The sequence below is a fragment of the Rhodoplanes sp. Z2-YC6860 genome (assembly GCF_001579845.1).
Classification (GTDB): Bacteria; Pseudomonadota; Alphaproteobacteria; order Rhizobiales; family Xanthobacteraceae; genus Z2-YC6860.
In genome coordinates this window covers 4757707-4776274 of record NZ_CP007440.1, presented here as the reverse complement: position 1 = coordinate 4776274, position 18568 = coordinate 4757707, and the positions used below count along the sequence as shown (strand labels likewise).

At 64.2% G+C, this 18568-nt stretch carries 26 protein-coding genes; 16 read left to right on the top strand and 10 right to left on the bottom strand.

The features are described from left to right. Nucleotides 1–25: 25 nt before the first annotated feature. Nucleotides 26–472, top strand: a complete 447-nt coding sequence (locus RHPLAN_RS22245) for a DUF2214 family protein (RefSeq protein ID WP_068022070.1) — start codon at nucleotides 26–28, stop codon at nucleotides 470–472. Nucleotides 473–481: 9 nt separating this feature from the next. Here RHPLAN_RS22245 and RHPLAN_RS22240 read toward each other — a convergent pair whose 3' ends face one another. Then, the gene (locus RHPLAN_RS22240) at nucleotides 482–988 is read right to left on the bottom strand and encodes a hypothetical protein (protein WP_068022067.1); all 507 of its coding nucleotides are present in this window, start codon (nucleotides 986–988) and stop codon (nucleotides 482–484) included. 68 nt (nucleotides 989–1056) lie between these two features. Between RHPLAN_RS22240 and RHPLAN_RS39555 the strand changes: the two genes are divergently transcribed. Next, a complete protein-coding gene (locus RHPLAN_RS39555; RefSeq protein ID WP_157100414.1) occupies nucleotides 1057–1257 on the top strand; it encodes a hypothetical protein in 201 nt (66 codons plus the stop codon). A 51-nt stretch (nucleotides 1258–1308) separates the two neighbouring features. Here the strand turns inward: RHPLAN_RS39555 and RHPLAN_RS22235 are convergent, their stop codons facing one another. After that, nucleotides 1309–1677, bottom strand: a complete 369-nt coding sequence (locus RHPLAN_RS22235) for a hypothetical protein (protein ID WP_068022064.1) — start codon at nucleotides 1675–1677, stop codon at nucleotides 1309–1311. 88 nt (nucleotides 1678–1765) lie between these two features. After that, nucleotides 1766–2041 carry a hypothetical protein gene (locus RHPLAN_RS22230; protein ID WP_068022061.1) on the bottom strand — a complete coding sequence of 92 codons (276 nt, stop codon included), beginning with the start codon at nucleotides 2039–2041 and terminating at the stop codon, nucleotides 1766–1768. Between the two features lie 191 nt (nucleotides 2042–2232). On the opposite strand from RHPLAN_RS22230, the gene RHPLAN_RS22225 reads away from it, so the two are divergent. From RHPLAN_RS22225 to RHPLAN_RS22205, 4 genes are all read left to right on the top strand, one after another. After that, the gene (locus RHPLAN_RS22225; RefSeq protein WP_068022058.1) at nucleotides 2233–2766 is read left to right on the top strand and encodes a GlcG/HbpS family heme-binding protein; all 534 of its coding nucleotides are present in this window, start codon (nucleotides 2233–2235) and stop codon (nucleotides 2764–2766) included. A 148-nt stretch (nucleotides 2767–2914) separates the two neighbouring features. Next, nucleotides 2915–3863 (top strand): IS630 family transposase gene (locus RHPLAN_RS38495; RefSeq protein ID WP_157099974.1). Its coding sequence is split into 2 segments (ribosomal slippage): nucleotides 2915–3250 and nucleotides 3252–3863, totalling 948 coding nucleotides; the frame shifts between segments, so codons are not numbered across the junction. 72 nt (nucleotides 3864–3935) lie between these two features. Further along, nucleotides 3936–4922 (top strand): Bug family tripartite tricarboxylate transporter substrate binding protein, encoded by a 987-nt coding sequence (locus RHPLAN_RS22210; RefSeq protein ID WP_084245329.1) that lies wholly within the window; start codon nucleotides 3936–3938, stop codon nucleotides 4920–4922. 13 nt (nucleotides 4923–4935) lie between these two features. After that, complete coding sequence (locus tag RHPLAN_RS22205) at nucleotides 4936–5322, top strand: carboxymuconolactone decarboxylase family protein (protein ID WP_068022053.1); 387 nt, start codon at nucleotides 4936–4938, stop codon at nucleotides 5320–5322. A gap of 59 nt (nucleotides 5323–5381) precedes the next feature. On the opposite strand, the gene RHPLAN_RS22200 is transcribed toward RHPLAN_RS22205, so the two are convergent. Beyond that, on the bottom strand, nucleotides 5382–5702 hold the full coding sequence (locus RHPLAN_RS22200; protein ID WP_157100413.1) for a hypothetical protein: 321 nt from the start codon (nucleotides 5700–5702) through the stop codon (nucleotides 5382–5384). 164 nt (nucleotides 5703–5866) lie between these two features. Here RHPLAN_RS22200 and RHPLAN_RS22195 point away from each other — a divergent pair, with 164 nt between their 5' ends. Beyond that, nucleotides 5867–6757, top strand: a complete 891-nt coding sequence (locus RHPLAN_RS22195) for a DMT family transporter (protein ID WP_068022051.1) — start codon at nucleotides 5867–5869, stop codon at nucleotides 6755–6757. Between the two features lie 53 nt (nucleotides 6758–6810). Further along, entirely contained in the window at nucleotides 6811–7839 is a 1029-nt protein-coding gene (locus tag RHPLAN_RS22190) for a Bug family tripartite tricarboxylate transporter substrate binding protein (protein ID WP_068022048.1), read from the top strand. A 4-nt stretch (nucleotides 7840–7843) separates the two neighbouring features. Here the strand turns inward: RHPLAN_RS22190 and RHPLAN_RS22185 are convergent, their stop codons facing one another. Further along, nucleotides 7844–8971, bottom strand: a complete 1128-nt coding sequence (locus RHPLAN_RS22185; RefSeq protein WP_068022045.1) for an S-(hydroxymethyl)glutathione dehydrogenase/class III alcohol dehydrogenase — start codon at nucleotides 8969–8971, stop codon at nucleotides 7844–7846. 141 nt (nucleotides 8972–9112) lie between these two features. Here RHPLAN_RS22185 and RHPLAN_RS22180 point away from each other — a divergent pair, with 141 nt between their 5' ends. From RHPLAN_RS22180 to RHPLAN_RS22170, 3 genes are read left to right on the top strand one after another with little or no spacing between them, the layout of a single operon-like run. Further along, nucleotides 9113–9463 (top strand): hypothetical protein, encoded by a 351-nt coding sequence (locus RHPLAN_RS22180; protein WP_068022039.1) that lies wholly within the window; start codon nucleotides 9113–9115, stop codon nucleotides 9461–9463. Further along, a complete protein-coding gene (locus RHPLAN_RS22175; protein ID WP_068022036.1) occupies nucleotides 9460–10920 on the top strand; it encodes a methyl-accepting chemotaxis protein in 1461 nt (486 codons plus the stop codon). Before RHPLAN_RS22180 ends, RHPLAN_RS22175 begins: the two co-directional genes overlap by 4 nt. A gap of 32 nt (nucleotides 10921–10952) precedes the next feature. After that, a complete protein-coding gene (locus RHPLAN_RS22170) occupies nucleotides 10953–11381 on the top strand; it encodes a globin family protein (RefSeq protein WP_068022031.1) in 429 nt (142 codons plus the stop codon). 11 nt (nucleotides 11382–11392) lie between these two features. On the opposite strand, the gene RHPLAN_RS22165 is transcribed toward RHPLAN_RS22170, so the two are convergent. From RHPLAN_RS22165 to RHPLAN_RS22155, 3 genes are all read right to left on the bottom strand, one after another. Further along, entirely contained in the window at nucleotides 11393–11824 is a 432-nt protein-coding gene (locus RHPLAN_RS22165) for a PaaI family thioesterase (protein ID WP_237179890.1), read from the bottom strand. A gap of 46 nt (nucleotides 11825–11870) precedes the next feature. Continuing rightward, nucleotides 11871–12491: an alpha/beta hydrolase gene (locus RHPLAN_RS22160; protein WP_068022030.1), complete on the bottom strand. Its 621-nt coding sequence runs from the start codon at nucleotides 12489–12491 to the stop codon at nucleotides 11871–11873. A gap of 100 nt (nucleotides 12492–12591) precedes the next feature. Then, nucleotides 12592–13251, bottom strand: a complete 660-nt coding sequence (locus tag RHPLAN_RS22155; protein WP_068022029.1) for a peroxiredoxin — start codon at nucleotides 13249–13251, stop codon at nucleotides 12592–12594. A gap of 257 nt (nucleotides 13252–13508) precedes the next feature. On the opposite strand from RHPLAN_RS22155, the gene RHPLAN_RS22150 reads away from it, so the two are divergent. From RHPLAN_RS22150 to RHPLAN_RS22130, 5 genes are read left to right on the top strand one after another with little or no spacing between them, the layout of a single operon-like run. After that, nucleotides 13509–15524 carry an acetyl-CoA carboxylase biotin carboxylase subunit gene (locus RHPLAN_RS22150; RefSeq protein WP_068022028.1) on the top strand — a complete coding sequence of 672 codons (2016 nt, stop codon included), beginning with the start codon at nucleotides 13509–13511 and terminating at the stop codon, nucleotides 15522–15524. A gap of 60 nt (nucleotides 15525–15584) precedes the next feature. Next, nucleotides 15585–15851 carry a hypothetical protein gene (locus RHPLAN_RS22145; RefSeq protein WP_068022027.1) on the top strand — a complete coding sequence of 89 codons (267 nt, stop codon included), beginning with the start codon at nucleotides 15585–15587 and terminating at the stop codon, nucleotides 15849–15851. A gap of 46 nt (nucleotides 15852–15897) precedes the next feature. Beyond that, nucleotides 15898–16425, top strand: a complete 528-nt coding sequence (locus tag RHPLAN_RS22140; protein ID WP_157100412.1) for a hypothetical protein — start codon at nucleotides 15898–15900, stop codon at nucleotides 16423–16425. Further along, complete coding sequence (locus RHPLAN_RS22135) at nucleotides 16371–16886, top strand: gamma-glutamylcyclotransferase family protein (RefSeq protein WP_068022019.1); 516 nt, start codon at nucleotides 16371–16373, stop codon at nucleotides 16884–16886. Before RHPLAN_RS22140 ends, RHPLAN_RS22135 begins: the two co-directional genes overlap by 55 nt. After that, nucleotides 16883–17185, top strand: coding sequence for an acylphosphatase (locus tag RHPLAN_RS22130; protein WP_237179889.1), 303 nt, complete (start codon nucleotides 16883–16885; stop codon nucleotides 17183–17185). The genes RHPLAN_RS22135 and RHPLAN_RS22130 overlap by 4 nt, the downstream gene beginning before the upstream one ends. Before the next feature lie 4 nt (nucleotides 17186–17189). Here the strand turns inward: RHPLAN_RS22130 and RHPLAN_RS22125 are convergent, their stop codons facing one another. Beyond that, nucleotides 17190–17519: a hypothetical protein gene (locus RHPLAN_RS22125; RefSeq protein WP_068022016.1), complete on the bottom strand. Its 330-nt coding sequence runs from the start codon at nucleotides 17517–17519 to the stop codon at nucleotides 17190–17192. A gap of 105 nt (nucleotides 17520–17624) precedes the next feature. Continuing rightward, nucleotides 17625–18494, bottom strand: coding sequence for a LysR substrate-binding domain-containing protein (locus tag RHPLAN_RS22120; RefSeq protein WP_068022013.1), 870 nt, complete (start codon nucleotides 18492–18494; stop codon nucleotides 17625–17627). Nucleotides 18495–18568: the final 74 nt, after the last annotated feature.

The window sequence follows — 18568 nt, the reverse complement described above, 5'->3', positions numbered from 1 at the left end:
ATTGGCAAGTGAAGGCCGGAACCCCATGACCACGCTGTTCGCGTTTCTGCATCATCTTGCCGCGTTCACACTGGTTGCAGCGATCGCGGTCGAGTTCGTGCTGATCCGTCAGGAGCTCACGCTCTCATCGGCGCGGCGGCTGATCGCCACCGACGCGGTGCTTGGCGTTGCCGCGACCGTGCTCCTGGCGGTGGGCTTTCCGCGCGTGTTCTATTTCGAGAAGGGCGCGACCTATTATTTTCACAGCCACGCCTTCCTGACCAAGTTTGCTCTGTTCATTCTTCTGGCGCTGCTGTCGGCCATTCCGACGGTGGAGTTCTTGTCATGGCGGGCGGCGCTGCGGACCGGTCAGGTGCCGCGGCCCGACGCAAGAAAGCTCCGCATGATCACGGGCGTGATCCATGCGGAGCTCACGGGCATCGTCATCATTCTGCTGTGCGCCGCGATCATGGCGCGCGGCGGGTGGGTGTAGGGAAGGAGTCTAACGGAACCAGAAGTCGTTGTTCGAACGCGATGCGCGGCGGCTCATGCGCGGTTGCTCGTATCCGCCTGAAGCCCAGGAGTCGCGCCACGACGGTTCGCTGTCGCGATAGCCCGATGAAAACGGATCGCGGTTGCTGGCGAACTCGCGCCGGTTGTTGCCGCCGAACCAGTCGTCATCGTCCTGGCGCTGCCGCTGTTTGCGCACGACCTTGCGCTGGGGTTTGGCGGCCTTCGTTGTCTCCGGCTGTTGGTGCGCGACGACCGCATGCGGTGGCTCGGCAGGCGGCGCGGAGCCCGTGGTTTCGGCGACTGGCGTGAGCGAGGCAAGGGCGGGCACGGCCTCGGCAGGCCGGCGGGTTCCGGGCTCACCCCGGTACTCTGCCGGAAGCCCGTCGAAGTTGCTGGCGAAGCTCAGCTTCGCCGGTTTCGCCAGGTAGGAGTCGGCTGCAAACAGCAGCGTTGTCAGAACGGCTCCCACCACGACAAAATAGCCGAGGATCGGCATACCGGGTTTATCAGGCGAATAACGCGGGGCGTAATACATAGCGCAGACTGAACGTTCAGTGCTGGCCGATGTTCCGGAAACGATTAGGGAATTTCTGCGGCGATCTCTGGCACTATCGCCGCCGTGCAGGCGCCGGGACACAGGAAAAACACCAATTCGCCAAGCTCATCGAGCGTCCGGACGCTTCATCGATACCTTGGGCAAAGAAGATCGACACCTTGGGCAAAGAAGCGTGTACCAATTCCGGCGAGCGCGCGGCGGCATTTTGAAATGACGTCGGCAACGCGCGATGAGCGGTGGCTTCAGCGCGACGGCCGCAGCTACTGCGCCTGTTGCCGCGGCTGGTTCTTCGAGCCGGTATCGTTGGAACTGTCGGACCGGGCCGGCTGACCGCCCGCCTTTCCGGCTTTCGCCTGATCGCCGCTCTGGCTCTGTCCCGAACCGGTGGTACTGGGTTGCGCGGGGGCGCCGGCCGGCTCTGTCTGCGTTGCCGCGCTTGGTGTGTTCGCTGCCTGTTGTTGTGTCGCCTCGGGGCGCGATAGGCCGTAGAGAACCAGCACCATGATCGCGGCGGCGCCGACATAGACCATCGCAGTCCCGAGCCAATTGCGTTGCGGCTGAAGCATCGGGTCGGGCTGGATCACCTCCGGCACCGGATATTGCGGCGGCTGTTGTTTCCGCTCATCCATGGCTTGTCTCCCTGGCACTCAGGGAGACAAGCCCGACGCGAGAACCAAGGTTCCAACGCTTCAGTTCGGGCTCAAGACGGCCCGGCGTTCACGCGTCGGTCTTGAGAAGCTCCTGATGAGCCAACTCCTCGGCGCTGCGGCCTGCAGCGTAGCCTTCCTCGGTCAGGATGTAGCGATAGCGGTCACGGTGATGCACGGCGACCCACTTGCGCGCCGTAGCGTTGTCGAGGCCGCGCTGGAAATCGCCGTCGCGCACGTCGAAGAAATGCGTGCGGCGCAACGTCCCACCGGCCGGCACCCGATAGCGCACAAAGATGCCGAGGATCTGTCGGCCAGCTTCGTCATCGGTCAACGTGATCGCCATGGCAGCACCCGGACAATGTGAGGAGCGGGGCCGTTACTGCTAGCCCTTTCGCGCGCCGTCGCAACCGTGCACTTCGTTTGTGACAAACTTATCCCCACAGTTCGATTACACTGTCGGTGATGACGTCGCGCGCGAGAAATCTTTTTCGAACGAGCGACGAAATCCGTTTTTGTACTGATGCGGAGAGGACGATGATCGTATCAAGGTTTGTCGCAGGGCTTGTTTTCCCAGGTCTTGTTGTTTCAGGTCTTGCGCTGACGCTTGCATTCGCAACGACGCCAGTACGTGCGCAGGATGCGCTCGTCACCTACAAGTCCTTGAGTCCGGATGTGGCGCTCGATCTCGCACGCGCGGCGCTCACCGAATGCGGCAAGCGCGGTTATCAAGCCGCGGTCGCGGTTGTCGATCGCTTCGGCGTCACACAAGTGATGCTGCGCGACCGCTTTGCCGGTGCGCACACGCCATCGACTGCTACCGGCAAAGCCTGGACCGCGGCAAGCTTTCGCAGCAGCACTGCGGAACTGGTCGCGATGACGCAGCCCGGCACGCCGCAAGCCGGGATCCGGAACCTGCCGGGCGTGGTGATCGTTGCAGGCGGTGTCATGATCGAAGCGAGCGGCGCCACGGTCGGCGCGGTTGGCGTTTCAGGCGCACCGGGCGGCGATGCCGATGAGGCCTGTGCCAAAGCCGGCATCGAGGCCGTGCGCGACAAGCTCGACTTCTGATCGGATTTCGGCAGCCATCTCCCAAACGATTATTCCAGCCGGCAGCGATCCCCTCTAGAGCGGTTCACTTCTTTTCTGAATCGCTGGGGATTCCGCTGGGCTTCGAATTGTGATTCAAGCTGCTGGCTGGGTTGGAGGCCAGCAGCTCATGACCCGACCTCTGTCCAATGATCTGCGTGAGCGTGTCGTTGCGGCGGTGCGGAACGGTGAGAGCTGCCGGACGGTGGCTTCGCGGTTCGGCGTGGCGGTGTCGTCGGTGGTGAAGTGGTCTCAGCGCTATCGGACGACTGGCTCAGTGTCGCCGAGCAAGATGGGTGGATATCGCAAGCCGGTGCTCGATCCGCATCGGGCCTTCATCCTGGAGCGCATCAGACAGACCCCGCATCTGACCCTGCATGGGCTGAAGGACGAACTTGCCGCGCGTGGGGTAAAGGTCTCGCACAATGCCGTGTGGCTGTTCCTGCGGCGCGAAGACCTGCGGTTCAAAAAAAACACTGTTCGCGCTTGAACAGGCCCGGGCCGACATCGCCCGCAGACGAAAGCGCTGGCGATCCTGGCAGGCCGGTCTCGATCCACGGCGTTTGGTCCTCATCGACGAAACCTGGATCAAGACCAGCATGGCCCCGCTGCGCGGATGGGGACGCAAGGGCGATCGCCTGCGAGCTTACGCGCCGCATGGTCATTGGCGGACGCTGACCTTCCTCGGCGCGCTCCGCCACGACGGCCTCACAGCCCCTTGCGTGTTCGATGGCCCGATCAACGGCGAGTGCTTCCGAGCCTATGTCCAGCAGCAACTCGTTCCCGCACTGAAGGCCGGCGATATTGTCGTCATGGACAACCTCGGAAGCCACAAGGCTGCCGTGCTGCGACAGATCATAAGAGCAGCCGGAGCCAGGCTCTGGTACCTGCCGCCCTACTCGCCGGACCTCAATCCGATCGAGCAGGCCTTCGCCAAGATCAAACATTGGATGCGCATGGCTCAAAGGCGCACCATCGACGATGTCTGGCGCCAAATCGGCAGCCTCGTCACAACCATAGGCCCCCGCGAATGCAGCAACTACTTCGCAAACGCCGGATACGCTTCCGTCAAATTGTGAACCGCTCTAGGCTGGGACAAGCGGCGCCACCAAGAGCGTCCCGCAAGAACGACCGGTTCTAGGGAGAGGCCAATGGAGCGCGTGGGAAGGCTTTGTGCCGGCCTTGTGTCGGTATTGGTTGCATCGTTGTTCTTGATCGCTCCGGCTGAGGCCGGTTTTCCGGAAAAGCCGATCACGCTGGTTATCGGTTTCGCACCCGGTGGACCAAGCGATGTCATGGCGCGCATCCTCACCAAGAAGATGGAAGAGATCCTCAAGCAGCCCGTGGTGGTCGAAAACCGCGCGGTTGCCGGCGGCGGCATCGCGGCCACGGCGGTCGCGCGCGCAACGCCTGACGGCTACACCATTCTGCTTGCAACCGGCTCGTCGCTGGCGATCAACGTGAGCCTCTACAAAAATCTCGGCTATGATCCCGAGAAGGATTTCGAGCCGATCGGCCTGGTCGGTACCCAGACCAATTTGCTCTACGTGCATCCGGGCTCGGTGCCGGCGAAGACGCTGGCCGAATTTGTGTCCTTCGTGAAGGCCAACCCCGGCAAGCTCACCTTCGGCTCGGGCGGCGTCGGCACGCCGGCGCATCTCGCTGGCGAATTGCTCAAGGTCGAGGCCGGCCTCGAGATGACGCACGCGCCGTTTCGCGGCACCGGGCAGGCGCTGCAAAGCGTGATCGGCGGCCACGTCCCGGTGGCGTTCAATCCGCCGGCGCCCTTGCTGCCGCATCTTCAGAGCGGCGCGCTGCGCGCGATCGCGGTGACCACGCTGACACGCACCTCGGCGCTGCCCGATGTTCCGACCATTGCGGAAAGCGGCTATCCGGGGTTCGACGCCGCCACCTGGCATGCCATCGTTGCGCCACCGAACCTGCCGAACGACGTGTCGCAGGCTTTGCAGCGTGCGCTGCACGACACGCTGAACGATCCGCAGTCGCGCAAGGCGCTGACGGATCTCGGCGTCGACGTGGTCAACAGTTCGCCGGACGAGCTGCGGGCGTACATCAAATCCGAGATTCCGAAATGGGCTAGAGTGGTGAAGGCGTCCGGCGCCACGGCCGGAAATTGACAAAGGGACGAGCATGAAGCCGATCGAATATCGCGACGCGCCTGCCGAGGTGAAGGCGGTCTATGATGACATCAAGAAGACCCGCAACGTGCCGGACGTGAACAATTTCTGGAAACATCTGGCGCACGATCCGGCGACGTTGAAGCGCACCTGGGACAGCATCAAGGAGGTGATGGCGCCAGGCGCGATCGATCCGCTGGTCAAGGAGATGATCTATCTCGCGGTCAGCGTGTCGAACGGCTGCGGCTATTGCATCGCCAGCCATACCGCCGCGGCGCGGAAAGCCGGCATGACCGATGCCATGTTCAGTGAGGTGATGGCGGTGACCGGCATGGCCAACGAAACCAATCGACTTGCCAACGGCTATCGCGTGCCGATCGATCCGGCTTTCGAGAACTGAAAAACGAAAGCACCCCGGCCGAGCGCCGGGGTGCTTCACTCATTCATGCTGCGAACGGCTTATTTCGCTTCGTTCTTCGGCGCTGCGTCGGGCGCCTTGGTCGGGGCCGGTGTGGCCTGACCCGTGGTCGAAGGTTGCGTGCTGGGAGACGGTGCCGAGCCCGTGGTCGCAGCGGGCGGCGGCAGCGTAGCCTGCGGCGAGTTATCGACCTGGCCGCGGGTAAACACAAAAACCAGCACCAGTGCCAGCACGACGGCGCCGGCAACCCAGCCCCACATCGCGTTGGAGGATTCCAGCTCATTCATGCGCTGGCCGCGGATTTCGTCCTCGCGAATTGGCGGCAGATCGAGTCGCGAGTCCCGGTAACGAGGATCAGACATGTCGGCCTCCTTGGCTGCTTCTTCCTCATATGACAACCAGCCGGCGATCCGATGGGTTCCGCGCATAGCGGTGGACAAATGACCGAAGCGGTACCCTGGTGGCGCAGGGGAGAAATGCATTCGGAGCCGGACGGCGGGGCGCAATTCCGCTAAACAGCGGCAGGATGTCGGGACCATCTTCAAAACTGACCGGCGCGGCGGTTTTTGCTGCGCCTGCGATCTTCGTGGTGCTGTGGGCGTCCGGCTTCATTGGCGCCAAATACGGTCTGCCCTATGCGCCGCCTTTGACCTTTCTCACCGTACGGATGGGTGGGGTTGTGCTCGTCATCGGGCTGGTCGTGCTCGCCACCCGGCCGGCGTGGCCCACGCGCGATGCGATGCTGCACAGCGCAGTGACGGGGCTCCTGGTGCACGGCTGCTATCTCGGCGGCGTGTTCGTTTCGATCGACCGCGGGTTGCCGGCGGGTTTTGCGGCGCTGGTGGTGAGCCTGCAGCCGATCCTGACCTCGACGCTCGCAAGCCGCCTTTTGGGCGAGCGCGTCGCATTGCGCCAATGGACCGGTCTCGTGCTGGGCGTTGCCGGCGTCTATCTCGTGGTGCACGCGCACACCGGCGGCGCAGCGCCGTTGTCCGCCTGGCTGTCGGCGACCTTCGCGCTGATCGGCATGACCATTGGCACGCTCTATCAGAAGCGGTTCGGCGGCGGCATCGAATGGCGCGTCGGCTTCTTCTTCCAGTATCTCGCTGCGATGGGATTGTTCGCGTTGGCGGCGCTCATGACCGAGACCGTTCAGGTGCAGTGGACACCGCAATTCCTGCTTGCGGTAGGCTGGCTGGTGTTCGGGCTGTCGCTTGGCGCGATCTGGCTTCTGTATTTCATGATCCGCCATCAGGCCGCCGCGCGCGTGCTGAGCCTGTTTTATCTCACGCCGCCGGTCACCGCGCTGATGGCCTGGTTGATGTTCGATGAGCAGCTATCGCTGCTCGCGTTGTTCGGCATGGCGGTTTGCGTGGCGGGCGTGGCGCTGGTGAACTGGCGCTCGCAACGGGCTTGAAGCCGGACGAAACGGCGAGGATGATGGTCCCGCCGGTTCAGAAGGGGCGATTTATGCGATTGCAAGCCGCAGTGCGTGCCGTTGTCGTTTCGGCGATGCTTACGATGCTGACCGGTCCGATCAAAGCCCAGAGCGTCGAAGAGTTTTACAAGGGCCGCAACGTCACGATGGTGATCGGCTTCAGTGCCGGCAGCGGTTATGACATCTACGCGCGGCTGCTCGCCCGATACATGGGGCGCTACATTCCGGGCCGCCCGACCGTCATTTCGCAGAACATGCCGGGCGCCGGCAGCCTGCGCGCTGCGCAGTATGTTGCAAGCGTCGCGCCGAAGGACGGCAGCGTGCTTGGCACCATGTCGCGCAGCCTGCCGGTCGAGCCCTTGATCGGCGATGCCAAGTTCGACGGCCGCGCGTTTTCCTGGATCGGCAACATCGCCAACAACAACAGCCTCTGCGCCACCTGGCATGAGAGCGGCGTCAAGACCTGGCAGGACGCCATGACCAAGCCGTTCGTGCTGGGCGGCGAGGGGCCGGGCTCCGACCTCGACAACTTTGCGCTGATCATGAAGAACATGTTCGGCGCCAAAGTGAAGCTCGTGTCCGGCTATCCGGGCGGCACCGAGGTCAATCTCGCAGTCGAGCGGCGCGAACTCGACGGCCGCTGCGGCTGGTCGTGGGACTCGATCAAGAGCACCAAGCCGGACTGGCTGCGCGATAAGAAGATCAACCTCATTTCGGTGTTCGCGCTGGAGAAGGCGCCCGACATGCCGGCCGACGTGCCGCTTGCGATCGACAAGGCGCAGAACGAAGAGCAGCGCGAGGTCTTGCGCGTGCATCTCGCCGGTCAGGCGTTCGGGCGGCCGTTCTTTGCCGCGCAGGGCATTCCCGAAGACCGCAAGGCTGCGCTGCGCGCGGCCTTCGACGCGACCATGAAGGATCCGGAATTCGTCGCCGAGGCGGAAAAGCTCCGCCTCGAGGTGAGCCCGATGCAGGGCATCGAGATCGAGCGGGTGTTGAACGAAATCTACGGGCTGCCGAAGGAGCTGATCGACAAGGCCCGCGCTGCGATCCGCGCCCAGTAGGGCATCAATAGACCACGACGCTCCTGATACTTTCGCCCGAATGCATCAGGTCGAACGCCCGGTTGATGTCGGTGAGCGGCATCACGTGCGTGATCATCGGGTCGATCTCGATCTTGCCGTCCATGTACCAGTCGACGATCTTGGGCACGTCGGTGCGGCCCCTGGCGCCGCCGAAGGCAGTGCCTTTCCACACGCGTCCGGTCACGAGCTGGAACGGCCGGGTCTTGATCTCCGCGCCGGCCGGCGCCACGCCGATGATGATGCTCTCGCCCCAGCCGCGGTGGCTGCATTCCAGCGCCGCGCGCATCAGTTCGACATTGCCGATGCATTCGAAGGTGTAGTCGCAGCCGCCGATCTGGTCGGCCGGCGTCTTGGTCATGTTGACGATGTAGGGCACGAGGTCGCCGCCGATCTCTTTCGGATTGACGAAGTGCGTCATGCCGAAGCGCTCGCCCCAGGCCTTCTTGTCGTTGTTGGTGTCGACGCCGATGATCATGTCGGCGCCGGCGAGCCGCAGCCCCTGGATCACGTTGAGTCCGATGCCGCCCAGCCCGAACACCGCGCATTTCGCGCCGGGTGTGACCTTCGCCGTGTTCAGCACCGCGCCGATGCCGGTCGTGACGCCGCAGCCGATGTAGCAGACCTTATCGAAAGGCGCGTCCTCGCGGATTTTCGCAACCGCGATCTCGGGCAGCACCGTGAAGTTCGCAAAGGTCGAGCAGCCCATGTAGTGGTGGATTTTCTTGCCCTCGACCGAGAACCGCGAGGTGCCGTCGGGCATCAGGCCCTGGCCCTGGGTGTTGCGGATCGCGGTGCAGAGGTTGGTCTTGCGCGACAGGCACGACGGGCAGCCGCGACATTCCGGAGTGTAGAGCGGGATGACGTGGTCGCCCTTTTTGACCGAAGTGACGCCCGGACCGATATCGACCACCACGCCCGCGCCCTCGTGTCCGAGAATGGCCGGAAACAGCCCCTCGGGATCCTTGCCCGACAATGTGAATTCGTCGGTGTGGCAGATGCCGGTCGCCTTGATCTCGACGAGCACCTCGCCGGCTTTCGGGCCTTCGAGCTGCACATGGGTCACCGCCAGCGGCTTGCCGGCCTCGAACGCAACTGCCGCGCGCACTTCCATCGCTAGTCTCCTGATACGATCTTCTCATTCGACATTTTTGATATTTGCCGTCGAATAGATAGTCCCCAACGGGAACCATCAAGCAAACATTAATGAAATGCAGCGCATTTAGCTGGTGGAATGCTGTGGAATCCACCCGCATTGGATCGCTCGGTGTCGTTACGGCGACATTGGATCGATATCGCCGCGCTCGCGATCCTGTCGGTCGTGACGTTGGGCATGACCGCGCGTGTTGCCCTCACGCCCCGCGCTCCCGAACTTGGCGTGGCGCTGATTTTCGCACCGTGGACCCCGCCAGAGCAGACGCTTGCCCGCACGGTCGAGGCGGGCGCACGCTTTGTGCGCTTTGGCGGCCCGGGATTTGTCGCTGTGGCCATTCCCGATGATCGCGATTATCCGGCGCGTGCCCGGGCGGCCGGAGCCTGGCTGGTTGTTGATCCCAAAATCGTTGCTGCGTGTCTGTCGGCTTTTGGAGCCGCTGTTGAGCCATGACCAACATCCAGATGTTCCAAGCCATCGTTGCCAAGGCGTTGATCGCGCTTGCCGCGGTCCACGTTCCGATCCTCATGGTGGTGGCCTGGGCCCTCAATCGGGATATCGGCGCCACGATGCTGGTCGCGACGGTATTGGCCGCGGCACCGCTTTTGGCGTGGTACCTTCGCCGGCCCATCCTGATCGTCGGCCTGGCGCTTGCGGTGACGCTGGTCGGGCAGACCTCGCTCCTGGTTTATCTCATGGCCGGCCACCCGTGGCAGGTCGAGATGCACTTCTACTACTTTGCGATCCTCGCGATGTTGTCGGGGTTCTGCGACTGGCGGGTGATGATCGTCGCGGCCGGTCTAATTGCGGTACAGCACCTGAGCTTGGACTTCGTTCTGCCCGAGGCAATCTATGCCGGCGGATCCAACTTCCTCCGCGTCTTGGTGCATGCGGTGGTCGTCGTCATCGAAACGGCCATGCTGATCGGCATCGGCCACGCCATCCGGGTCGCGTTCGCCGAGGCCGAGTTCGCGCGTCTTGAGGCTGAGCGCAACGCGCAGGTGATCAAGCGCGCGGGCATCGAGCAGGAGAAGGAGCTTGCCGCCACCACGCTTCGTGCGGAAAAGATGACGGAGCTGCTTGCCCGGTTCAGGCGCGACATCATCGGTTCGACCGTCATCCTCCATGGTGCTGCCGACGAACTGACTGCGGATGCCGAAAAGCTCGGTCGCGCCGCCGCCCATGCGAATGCCCAATCCGTCGTCGCGGTTGTGGCTTCCGAAAACACCACGCTGAAAATCCGCTCCGCGGCGCATGCCGGTGAGGAGCTCGCGCAGACGATCACCGAAGTCGGCACGAACGCCGCCAAATCGTCGCATCTGGCCAACAGCGCAGTCGCGGAAGCACAACGGACCAGCGATGCCATCGGTGAGCTGGCCGCCGCGGCTCAGGAAATCGACAACGTCACTGACCTGATCGCAGCGATCGCCAGTCAGACCAACCTGCTCGCGCTCAATGCCACGATCGAGGCGGCACGCGCCGGAGAGATGGGCCGCGGCTTTGCCGTCGTGGCGCAGGAGGTCAAGGCTTTGGCGGGGCAGACTGCGACAGCCACGCAGGATATCGGCCGCCGGGTCGCGGCCATGCGACAGGCCACCAGCCGGTCGGTAGAGGCCATCGCAGCCATCTCGGGCACGATCGGCGAGGTCGATCTGTTTTCGGCACGGATTGCCGCTGCGGTTGAGCAGCAGGCGGTTGCCGCCCGCGAGATCGCCGGCAATGCCAATTCGGCATCGGACAACGTGGCCGAAGTGGGCGCCGCGATCATTGAGATCGAAACTGTTGCCGATCAGGCGGCCCGCGCAGCCAACAATCTCGGCACTGCCGCAAGCGCCGTTGCCGAACAGAGTAAGAAAATCCGCGATCAGGTTGCCGAGTTCACGCAGACGATTCAGACGCTCCAAGCCTGATTTTACGGCGCATCACGCCGGTAGGAGATTTCATGACTCCGGACCAAGTCCAGATCATCAAGTCCACATTTGCCGAGGTGCTCAAGATCAGAGAGAAGGCGGGTCTGCTGTTCTACGAGCGCCTGTTCGCGATCGCTCCCGAAACCAGACCGCTGTTCAAGGGAGATATCGCCGAGCAGAGCCGCAAGCTGATGGATACGCTGGCGCTCGCCATCGGCATGCTTCGGGATATGCCCACGCTCGTGCAGACGCTCCAGGCGCTGGCGCTTCGTCATGTCCAATACGGCGTCAAGAACGAGCACTACGACAAGGTCGGAGCCTCGTTGTTGTGGACGCTGGAGCAGGGGCTTGGGCCGAAGTTCACGCCGAAGGCACGCGACGCGTGGACGGCGCTCTACGGCGCGGTGGCGAAAATCATGATGGATGCCGCTCAGCCGGGCGCGAAGCCTGCGGCGACCTGATCGGCGCGCGCTCAGCCGCCGGGCTTGCTCATCATCAACTGGGTCTGAGTGACGATCGCGGCGAGCTTGCCGTCGCCGCGGGTGATCTTCGTCTGCCAGACCGTCGTGGTGCGGCCGCGATGCAGCGGCGTGCATTCCGCCTTGGCGACGTCGCCTTCGGGGATGCCGGCGAAGAAGTTGGTCTTGCTCTCGATCGTCGCGGTCGAGCCGCCGCTTGCCGGCAGGTTCGCGGTCGCAGCGGTGCCGCCGAGGTTGTCGGCAAAGGCCATCACGGCACCGCCATGCATCACGCCATTGCGATTGGTGAGGTTCCTGGTGACGGCCAGTTCGGCGGTCACCCGCTCGGGCGACACATGGGTGATCTTCATGCCCATGAACTCCGCGAACGGCGGCTGCTCTTCGGGCTTCATCATGAAATTGCGAGACGTCGGTTTGTCGTTCATGGGATTGCCATTGCCATAGCGCCGCGATGGGGTCCAGCCGCGCTTTCTAGCCGTGCCTGGCAAGCCATTCCGAAGCCAGCAGGATGTCCTCGCCGGTGAGCCCATGGGCGGCCGGCAGCACCTCGTAGGTGACATCGCCGCCAGCTTCGCCCAGGAGCGCCGCAAGCAGGCCCGCGCGCTGCACCGGGATCAGTTCGTCATGGGTCGCGGCGATCAGCAGGATCGGGATGCCGGCAAGATCGGGCAGGGGCCGCGGATCGGTCGGCAGCATGGCGCGGAACAGGATCGCGCCGCGGAGCAGGCCGGGGCTTGCCAGCAGCAACGACCACGCGACGTTGGCGCCGTTCGAATAGCCGAGCGCCAACGGCTTATCGAGCCTGTAGGCCGCGCAGGCGCGCGACACGAAGCCGGCGAGCTCGGCGGTGCGCCGCTGGAGGTCGTCGAAGTCCCAGGTGCCGTCTTCGGAGCGGCGGAAGAAGCGCGTGATGCCGTGCTCGTCGACCTTGCCGCGCGGCGACAGGAGTGTGCGCTCCGGCGCGATCCGTTCGGCGAACGGGATCAGGTCGTGCTCGTCGCCGCCGGAGCCATGGAGCAGAAGCAGCGGAGCCGCGGTGGTGTCCCGTCCGGGGACAAAACGATGGGTGAAGCCAAGATCGTCCGCGCTCACGTCGCCACCCCGCAATGACAAAGGGCGCGGCAGAAGCCGCGCCCTTTGATATTAGACCGATCAGCGCCGTGCGCTATGCCGCGAGCGGTTACTTGGGTGGTTACTTGGGCTGCGGCACGATGCGGATATAGGGCTTCGGCGATTTCCAGCCCTGCGGGAACAGCTTCTTGGCGTCGTCGTCGGACACGGTGCCGCCGATGATGACGTCCTCGCCCTGCTTCCAGTTCACCGGCGTCGCCACCTTGTGCTTGGCGCCGAGCTGCAGCGAGTCGATGACGCGCAGCACCTCGTCGAAGTTGCGGCCGACCGACATCGGATAGACCAGGATCAGCTTGATCTTCTTGTCCGGCCCGATGATGAAGACATTGCGAACGGTCTGGTTGTCGGCTGCCGTGCGCTTCGTCGGATCGCCCGAGACGGCGGCCGGCAGCATGCCGTAGAGCTTCGACACGTTGTAGTCGACGTCGCCGATCATCGGATAGTTCGGCGCGAAGCCCTGCGTCTCCTTGATGTCGGCGGCCCAGCCGGCATGCCGATCGACCGGGTCGACCGACAGACCGATGATCTTCACGCCGCGCTTGTCGAACTCCGGCTTGATCTTGGCCATATAGCCGAGCTCGGTGGTGCAGACCGGGGTGAAATCCTTGGGGTGCGAGAACAGCACGACCCACTTGTCGCCGATCCAGTCGTGAAACTTGATCTTGCCTTCTGTGGTTTCCGCCTCGAAATCCGGAGCGGTGTCATTAATCGCCAAAGCCATGGGGTAACCTCCTCGAAATCGCTCACCCGAACGCAACGGATGATGCGCAATTGAACTCGGCGCATTTTGCCCTCGGCCGGGCGGCCGGGCGATGAACCGGGTTCCACATATAGCGGCCAATCGAGGGGAGGTTAAGGCTCTGATTATCCCAAACTTGTGACGCTGGCTGGAATGATGTCGCAGCATTTTCTGCGCGAGTAGCATGAGACTTGCAACGCCGCTGGACAGCGTCCCGCGTACAACGCAAGTATAAGCCCATGTTCAAGCGCATTCTGATTGCCAATCGCGGCGAAATCGCCTGCCGGATCATCAAGACCGCACGGCGGATGGGGATCGAGACCGTTGCGGTCTATTCCGAAGCCGATCGTGACGCACTGCACGTCGAGATGGCCGACCAGGCGGTGGCGATCGGCCCGCCGGCCGCGGCGCAGAGCTATCTGGTCATCGACAAGATCGTCGAAGCCTGCCGGGCAACGGGCGCCGAGGCGGTGCATCCGGGATACGGCTTCCTCTCCGAGCGCGAGGCTTTCCCTGACGCGCTGGCCAAGGCCGGGGTTGTGTTCATTGGGCCCAACCCCAAGGCCATCGCGGCGATGGGCGACAAGATCGAATCGAAGAAGGCCGCCGCGGCGGCCAAGGTCTCCACCGTACCCGGCCATCTCGGCGTCATCGCGGACGAGACGGAGGCGGTGAAGATCGCCAACGAAATCGGCTATCCGGTGATGATCAAGGCCTCGGCGGGTGGCGGCGGCAAGGGCATGCGCATTGCGCATTCGGCCAGTGAGGTCGCCGAGGGTTTCGCGCGCTCGAAGTCCGAAGCGAAATCCTCGTTCGGTGACGACCGGATGTTCATCGAGAAGTTCATCGTCAATCCGCGTCACATCGAAATCCAGGTGCTGGGCGACAAGCACGGCAACGTGATCTATCTCGGCGAGCGCGAATGCTCGATCCAGCGCCGCAATCAGAAGGTCATCGAGGAGGCGCCGTCGCCGCTGCTCGACGAGGCGACGCGCCGGAAGATGGGCGAGCAGGCGGTCGCGCTGGCGAAAGCCGTGGGTTACGACAGCGCCGGCACCGTCGAGTTCGTCGCGGGCCAGGACAAGAGCTTCTACTTCCTGGAGATGAACACGCGGCTGCAGGTCGAGCATCCGGTCACCGAGCTGATCACCGGCATCGACCTCGTGGAGCAGATGATCCGCGTCGCGGCGGGGGAGAAGCTGTTGCTCACGCAGGACGGCGTGAAGCTCACCGGCTGGGCGGTCGAAAGCCGCGTCTATGCCGAGGATCCGTATCGCAACTTCCTGCCTTCGACCGGGCGCCTGACGCGCTATCGGCCGCCTGCCGAGGCGAGCGCCGGCGGCGTCACCGTGCGCAACGACACCGGCGTCACCGAGGGTGGCGAGATTTCGATCCACTACGATCCGATGATCGCCAAGCTCGTCACGCATGCGCCGACGCGGGCCGCGGCGGTCGCAGCGCAATCGAACGCGCTCGATGCCTTCGTTATCGACGGCATTCGCCACAACATTCCGTTTTTGTCGGCGCTGATGCAGCACAAGCGCTGGCAAGAAGGGCGGCTCTCGACCGGCTTCATCGCCGAGGAATATCCCGAGGGCTTCCACGCGGTGAAGCCCGCGGGGGAGACCGTCGAGGTGATCGGCGCGGTCGCGGCCGCGATCGATCATGTGCTGGGCGAGAGAAAGCGCCAGATCTCCGGCCAGATGAACGGCCGCACGGTGACCCGCGAGCGCCGCCGCGCGGTGCAGCTTGGCGAACTGTGGCTGACGCTTGACGTCGCGCGCGAGGCGCAGGGCATCGCGGTGCAGTTCGTCGATGCGAAGGGCGCGGCCGGCCTCGCCCGCGTGCTGGTGTCGGACTGGATGCCGGGCGATGCGGTGTGGAGCGGCACCGTCCACGGGCAGCCGGTCGCCGTGCAGGTGCGGCCGATCCTCAATGGCTTTGCGCTGTCGCACCGCGGCGTCGAGACCAAGGCCTATGTCTACACCGAGCGGGAGGCCGCGTCGGCGAAGCTGATGCCGATCAAGCTGCCGCCCGACACCGGCAAGATGCTGCTGTGCCCGATGCCGGGGCTGGTGCGCTCCATCGCGGTCGCCGAAGGGCAGGAGGTCAAGGCCGGCGAGGCGCTGGCGGTGGTCGAGGCGATGAAGATGGAAAACGTGCTGCGCGCCGAGCGCGACGCCACCGTCAAAACCATCAAAGTGAAACCCGGCGACAGTCTCGCGGTCGACGCCGTGATCATGGAGTTCGCCTGAATCTTTGATGCGGAACATCGGTGCGCGGGCTGGGTTGGTCCTCCGACGGAGGTTCCCCGAATGCCAAAGCCGAAACTTGTGCCCGACCAGTCCGAGATGCCGGACGATGTGCGCCGTCGCGACCAGCCGATCCCCGATGCGCCCGCAACTGTGCCGACGGCAGGTGAAGAGGGATTGGCGCCCGGCGCGTTGCAGCCAACTGAAGACGGCGGCGTTGCTCAGCACCCGCTCCATGACTCCGATACCGAAGACCTCGATTCCGAGGACTACGAGGAGTTGACCGACGAGGTCGAAGACACCGGCATCAAGCCGGAGCGCCGCCAGTAGATCACGAGGCGTGGTTATTGCGGGCCTGGCGTGCGACGATGCCGGCATGAGCCCGCCGTCCGTATCGACCTCTGCACCAGCCGGCATCAAGCCGGCGCCGTTTGTTTTCGCGGTGTTGCTGATCTACGTCGCGAGCTTCGTCTCGCAGATGCTGTTGTCGCAACCGGTCACGTCGCGGATGAGCGTCGTGCCGTTCGTGCTGGCGCAGGTCGTGCTGATCGGGCTCTGGATCGTGCTGCACCGGCGCAGGCTCAACGATGCCGGCCGGCCTTGGGGCACGGTCATCGGGATCGCCATGGTCTATGCGCTGGAGATCGCATTGCTGGTGATCCTGATGGCCTTCGTGGTGTCGCTCAATGCTGCCGGCGACGGCGGTGCGAGCGGCGACAACACGGTGCTGAACCTGTTCGTGCTTTTCTACCTGCTGGCGTTGTTCAGCGGCGACACCGGTTTCGGCGGCTTGCAAATCTGGCTGATGGCCTTTGTCGCCGTTATGCTGCTGCCGGTGGCGATCGCGGTGTGCTTCTCGATCTGGGCCGCGACGCGACCGAGCAGGACACCGGCCGTGTCATGACATTGCACTTCGCCTATGGCGCCAACATGAGCCGCGCCATCATGAAGCGCCACGCCCGCGACGCTGAACCGCTGGGCGCGGCCGAGCTTGCCGCACATCGCTTCGTGATCACCGGTGACGGCTACGCTTCGGTCGAACCGCAGCCGGCGCAGACCGTGCATGGCGTTCTCTGGCGGATCACGCCACACGATCGGGTGACGCTCGACGCCTGGGAGAATGTCGCGGCCGGCCTCTATCACACGGCGACCGTGCCGGTGCGCCATGCCGGCGAACTCATGCCGGCGCTGGTCTACTTTGCGCGGCCGCGCGGCGAGGGGCGGCCGAAGCCAGGCTACATCGAACTGGTGCTGGCCGCCGCGCGCGAATGGCGGTTGCCCGGATCTTACATTCGCTCGCTCGAATCCTGGACGGCGCAGCATCCGCTCGGCAGCGGCCATCGCAAGCTCGGAGACGTCATGTGATCGCGAATGTCATCCGCCATGTGGTGTTTCGCGGACGGGTGCAGGGGGTGGGTTTCCGCGATTTCGTGCTGGAAGAGGCTGCGCAGCAAGGACTGGAAGGCTGGGTGCGCAATCGCGCCGACCGCGTTTCGGTCGAAGCCGTATTCTCAGGGCCTGGCGATGTGGTGGCCACGGTAATCGAAGTCTGCCGCATGGGGCCGCCGGCCGCGCGTGTCGACGCGCTCGATCAGCGCGACGGCACGACGCAAGAGCTTGCGCTTGGCCAGCCGGGCTCGTTCGTCCGGGTGCCGACGCTCTAGCGCGCTACATCACGCCGAACTGGCTGTAGAGAATGTTCAGGTAGTTCGCGACCACGTCCGGCGACGGCCCGGCGATAATGAAGAACACGAGTTGGTTGTCCGATATGCAACGGATCGACGCGGTGTACTCGCCTTTCTTGCCGGACATGGTCTGCGATCCAGGATCCGACTTGTAGAAGCCGAGCCGGAAGATCGCCATCCGGGCATAAGACATGCAGTTGCCCTGATCCAAGGCGATCGGCCGCCATTTGGTGCCGATCGCGGTGTCGGCTCGGACCGCGGGCGCGGTGACGATGAAAAGAAGGCACGCGAGCAGGATGATGCGGATACGCATGACAAGCCTCACGCCTTAACGCGCGTTTACGATAACGGCCCCGGAGGAGGCCTCGCGCCGTCGCTGTAACGCCAGGCGTGGAAAATGTTTCCGCGTGTTCCGATGCTATGCTGATCTGCCGACAGAGCCGCGGAAGGCTGCTGCCACCATGCGCAGCGCGGCACGGTTCCTGGGATCGGCGACGCGCGAGTAGAGCATCACCTTGGAGCGGCCGAGTTCTGGCAGCGACAGTGCCGGTCCCAGATCGCTGGTGCCGGGAGGAGCGATGCGTCGGGCGAGCGGCGCAACCGCCAGCCCCGACGAGATCGCGGCAGCGATCGCCGTGACGCCGCCGCCGGTGAAGGCCTCGACCCAGTCGATCCTGGCCTTGTTGAGCGCGCGGATCGCATGCGCCCGCACACCGCAAGGTGCGGCGAGCATCGCGAGCTTGAGCTTGTCGCCGGCCTTGCGCCGGAACGCCGGCGCTGCGAACCAGCTAAAGGCATCTTCGCCCAGCACCTCGCCGCCGCGCCGCGAGCCTTCGCGGCGCACGATCACCGCATCGAACCGGCCGTCGTCGAATTTTTCCAGGAGCGTGTGAGAGAAGTCGATCGCGACCTCGAGGCCGAGTTGAGGATCGAAATCGTTGATGCGGGCGATGAGCTCAGGAAGCAGCGGACCCGCCGCGTGGTCGCTGACGCCGAGCGACAGCCGCCGCGGCGGGGCCTGCTCGATGCTGAGCGCGCGGTCATGGGCGGCTAGCAATTCGCGGGCACGGTCGAGGAACGTCGCACCTTCTGGGGTGAGGCGCACGAGGCGGGGCGTGCGCTCGACGAGTCGCGCGGCTAGACGGGTTTCCAGGCGCTTCAACTTGAGGCTGACCGCCGACTGCGTGGTTGCGGTGGCCTGTGCGGCACGGGTGAAGCTTTGCAACTCGGCGACCAGCGCGAAGGCGCGGACCGCGTCGATGTCGAGGGCAGGCGTATCATTTCGCATCGTTATCACTGTTATCGTGAGCAATGAGATACTGAAATGATAATCGGCGGACTAAGTTCAAGTCCACCAACAAA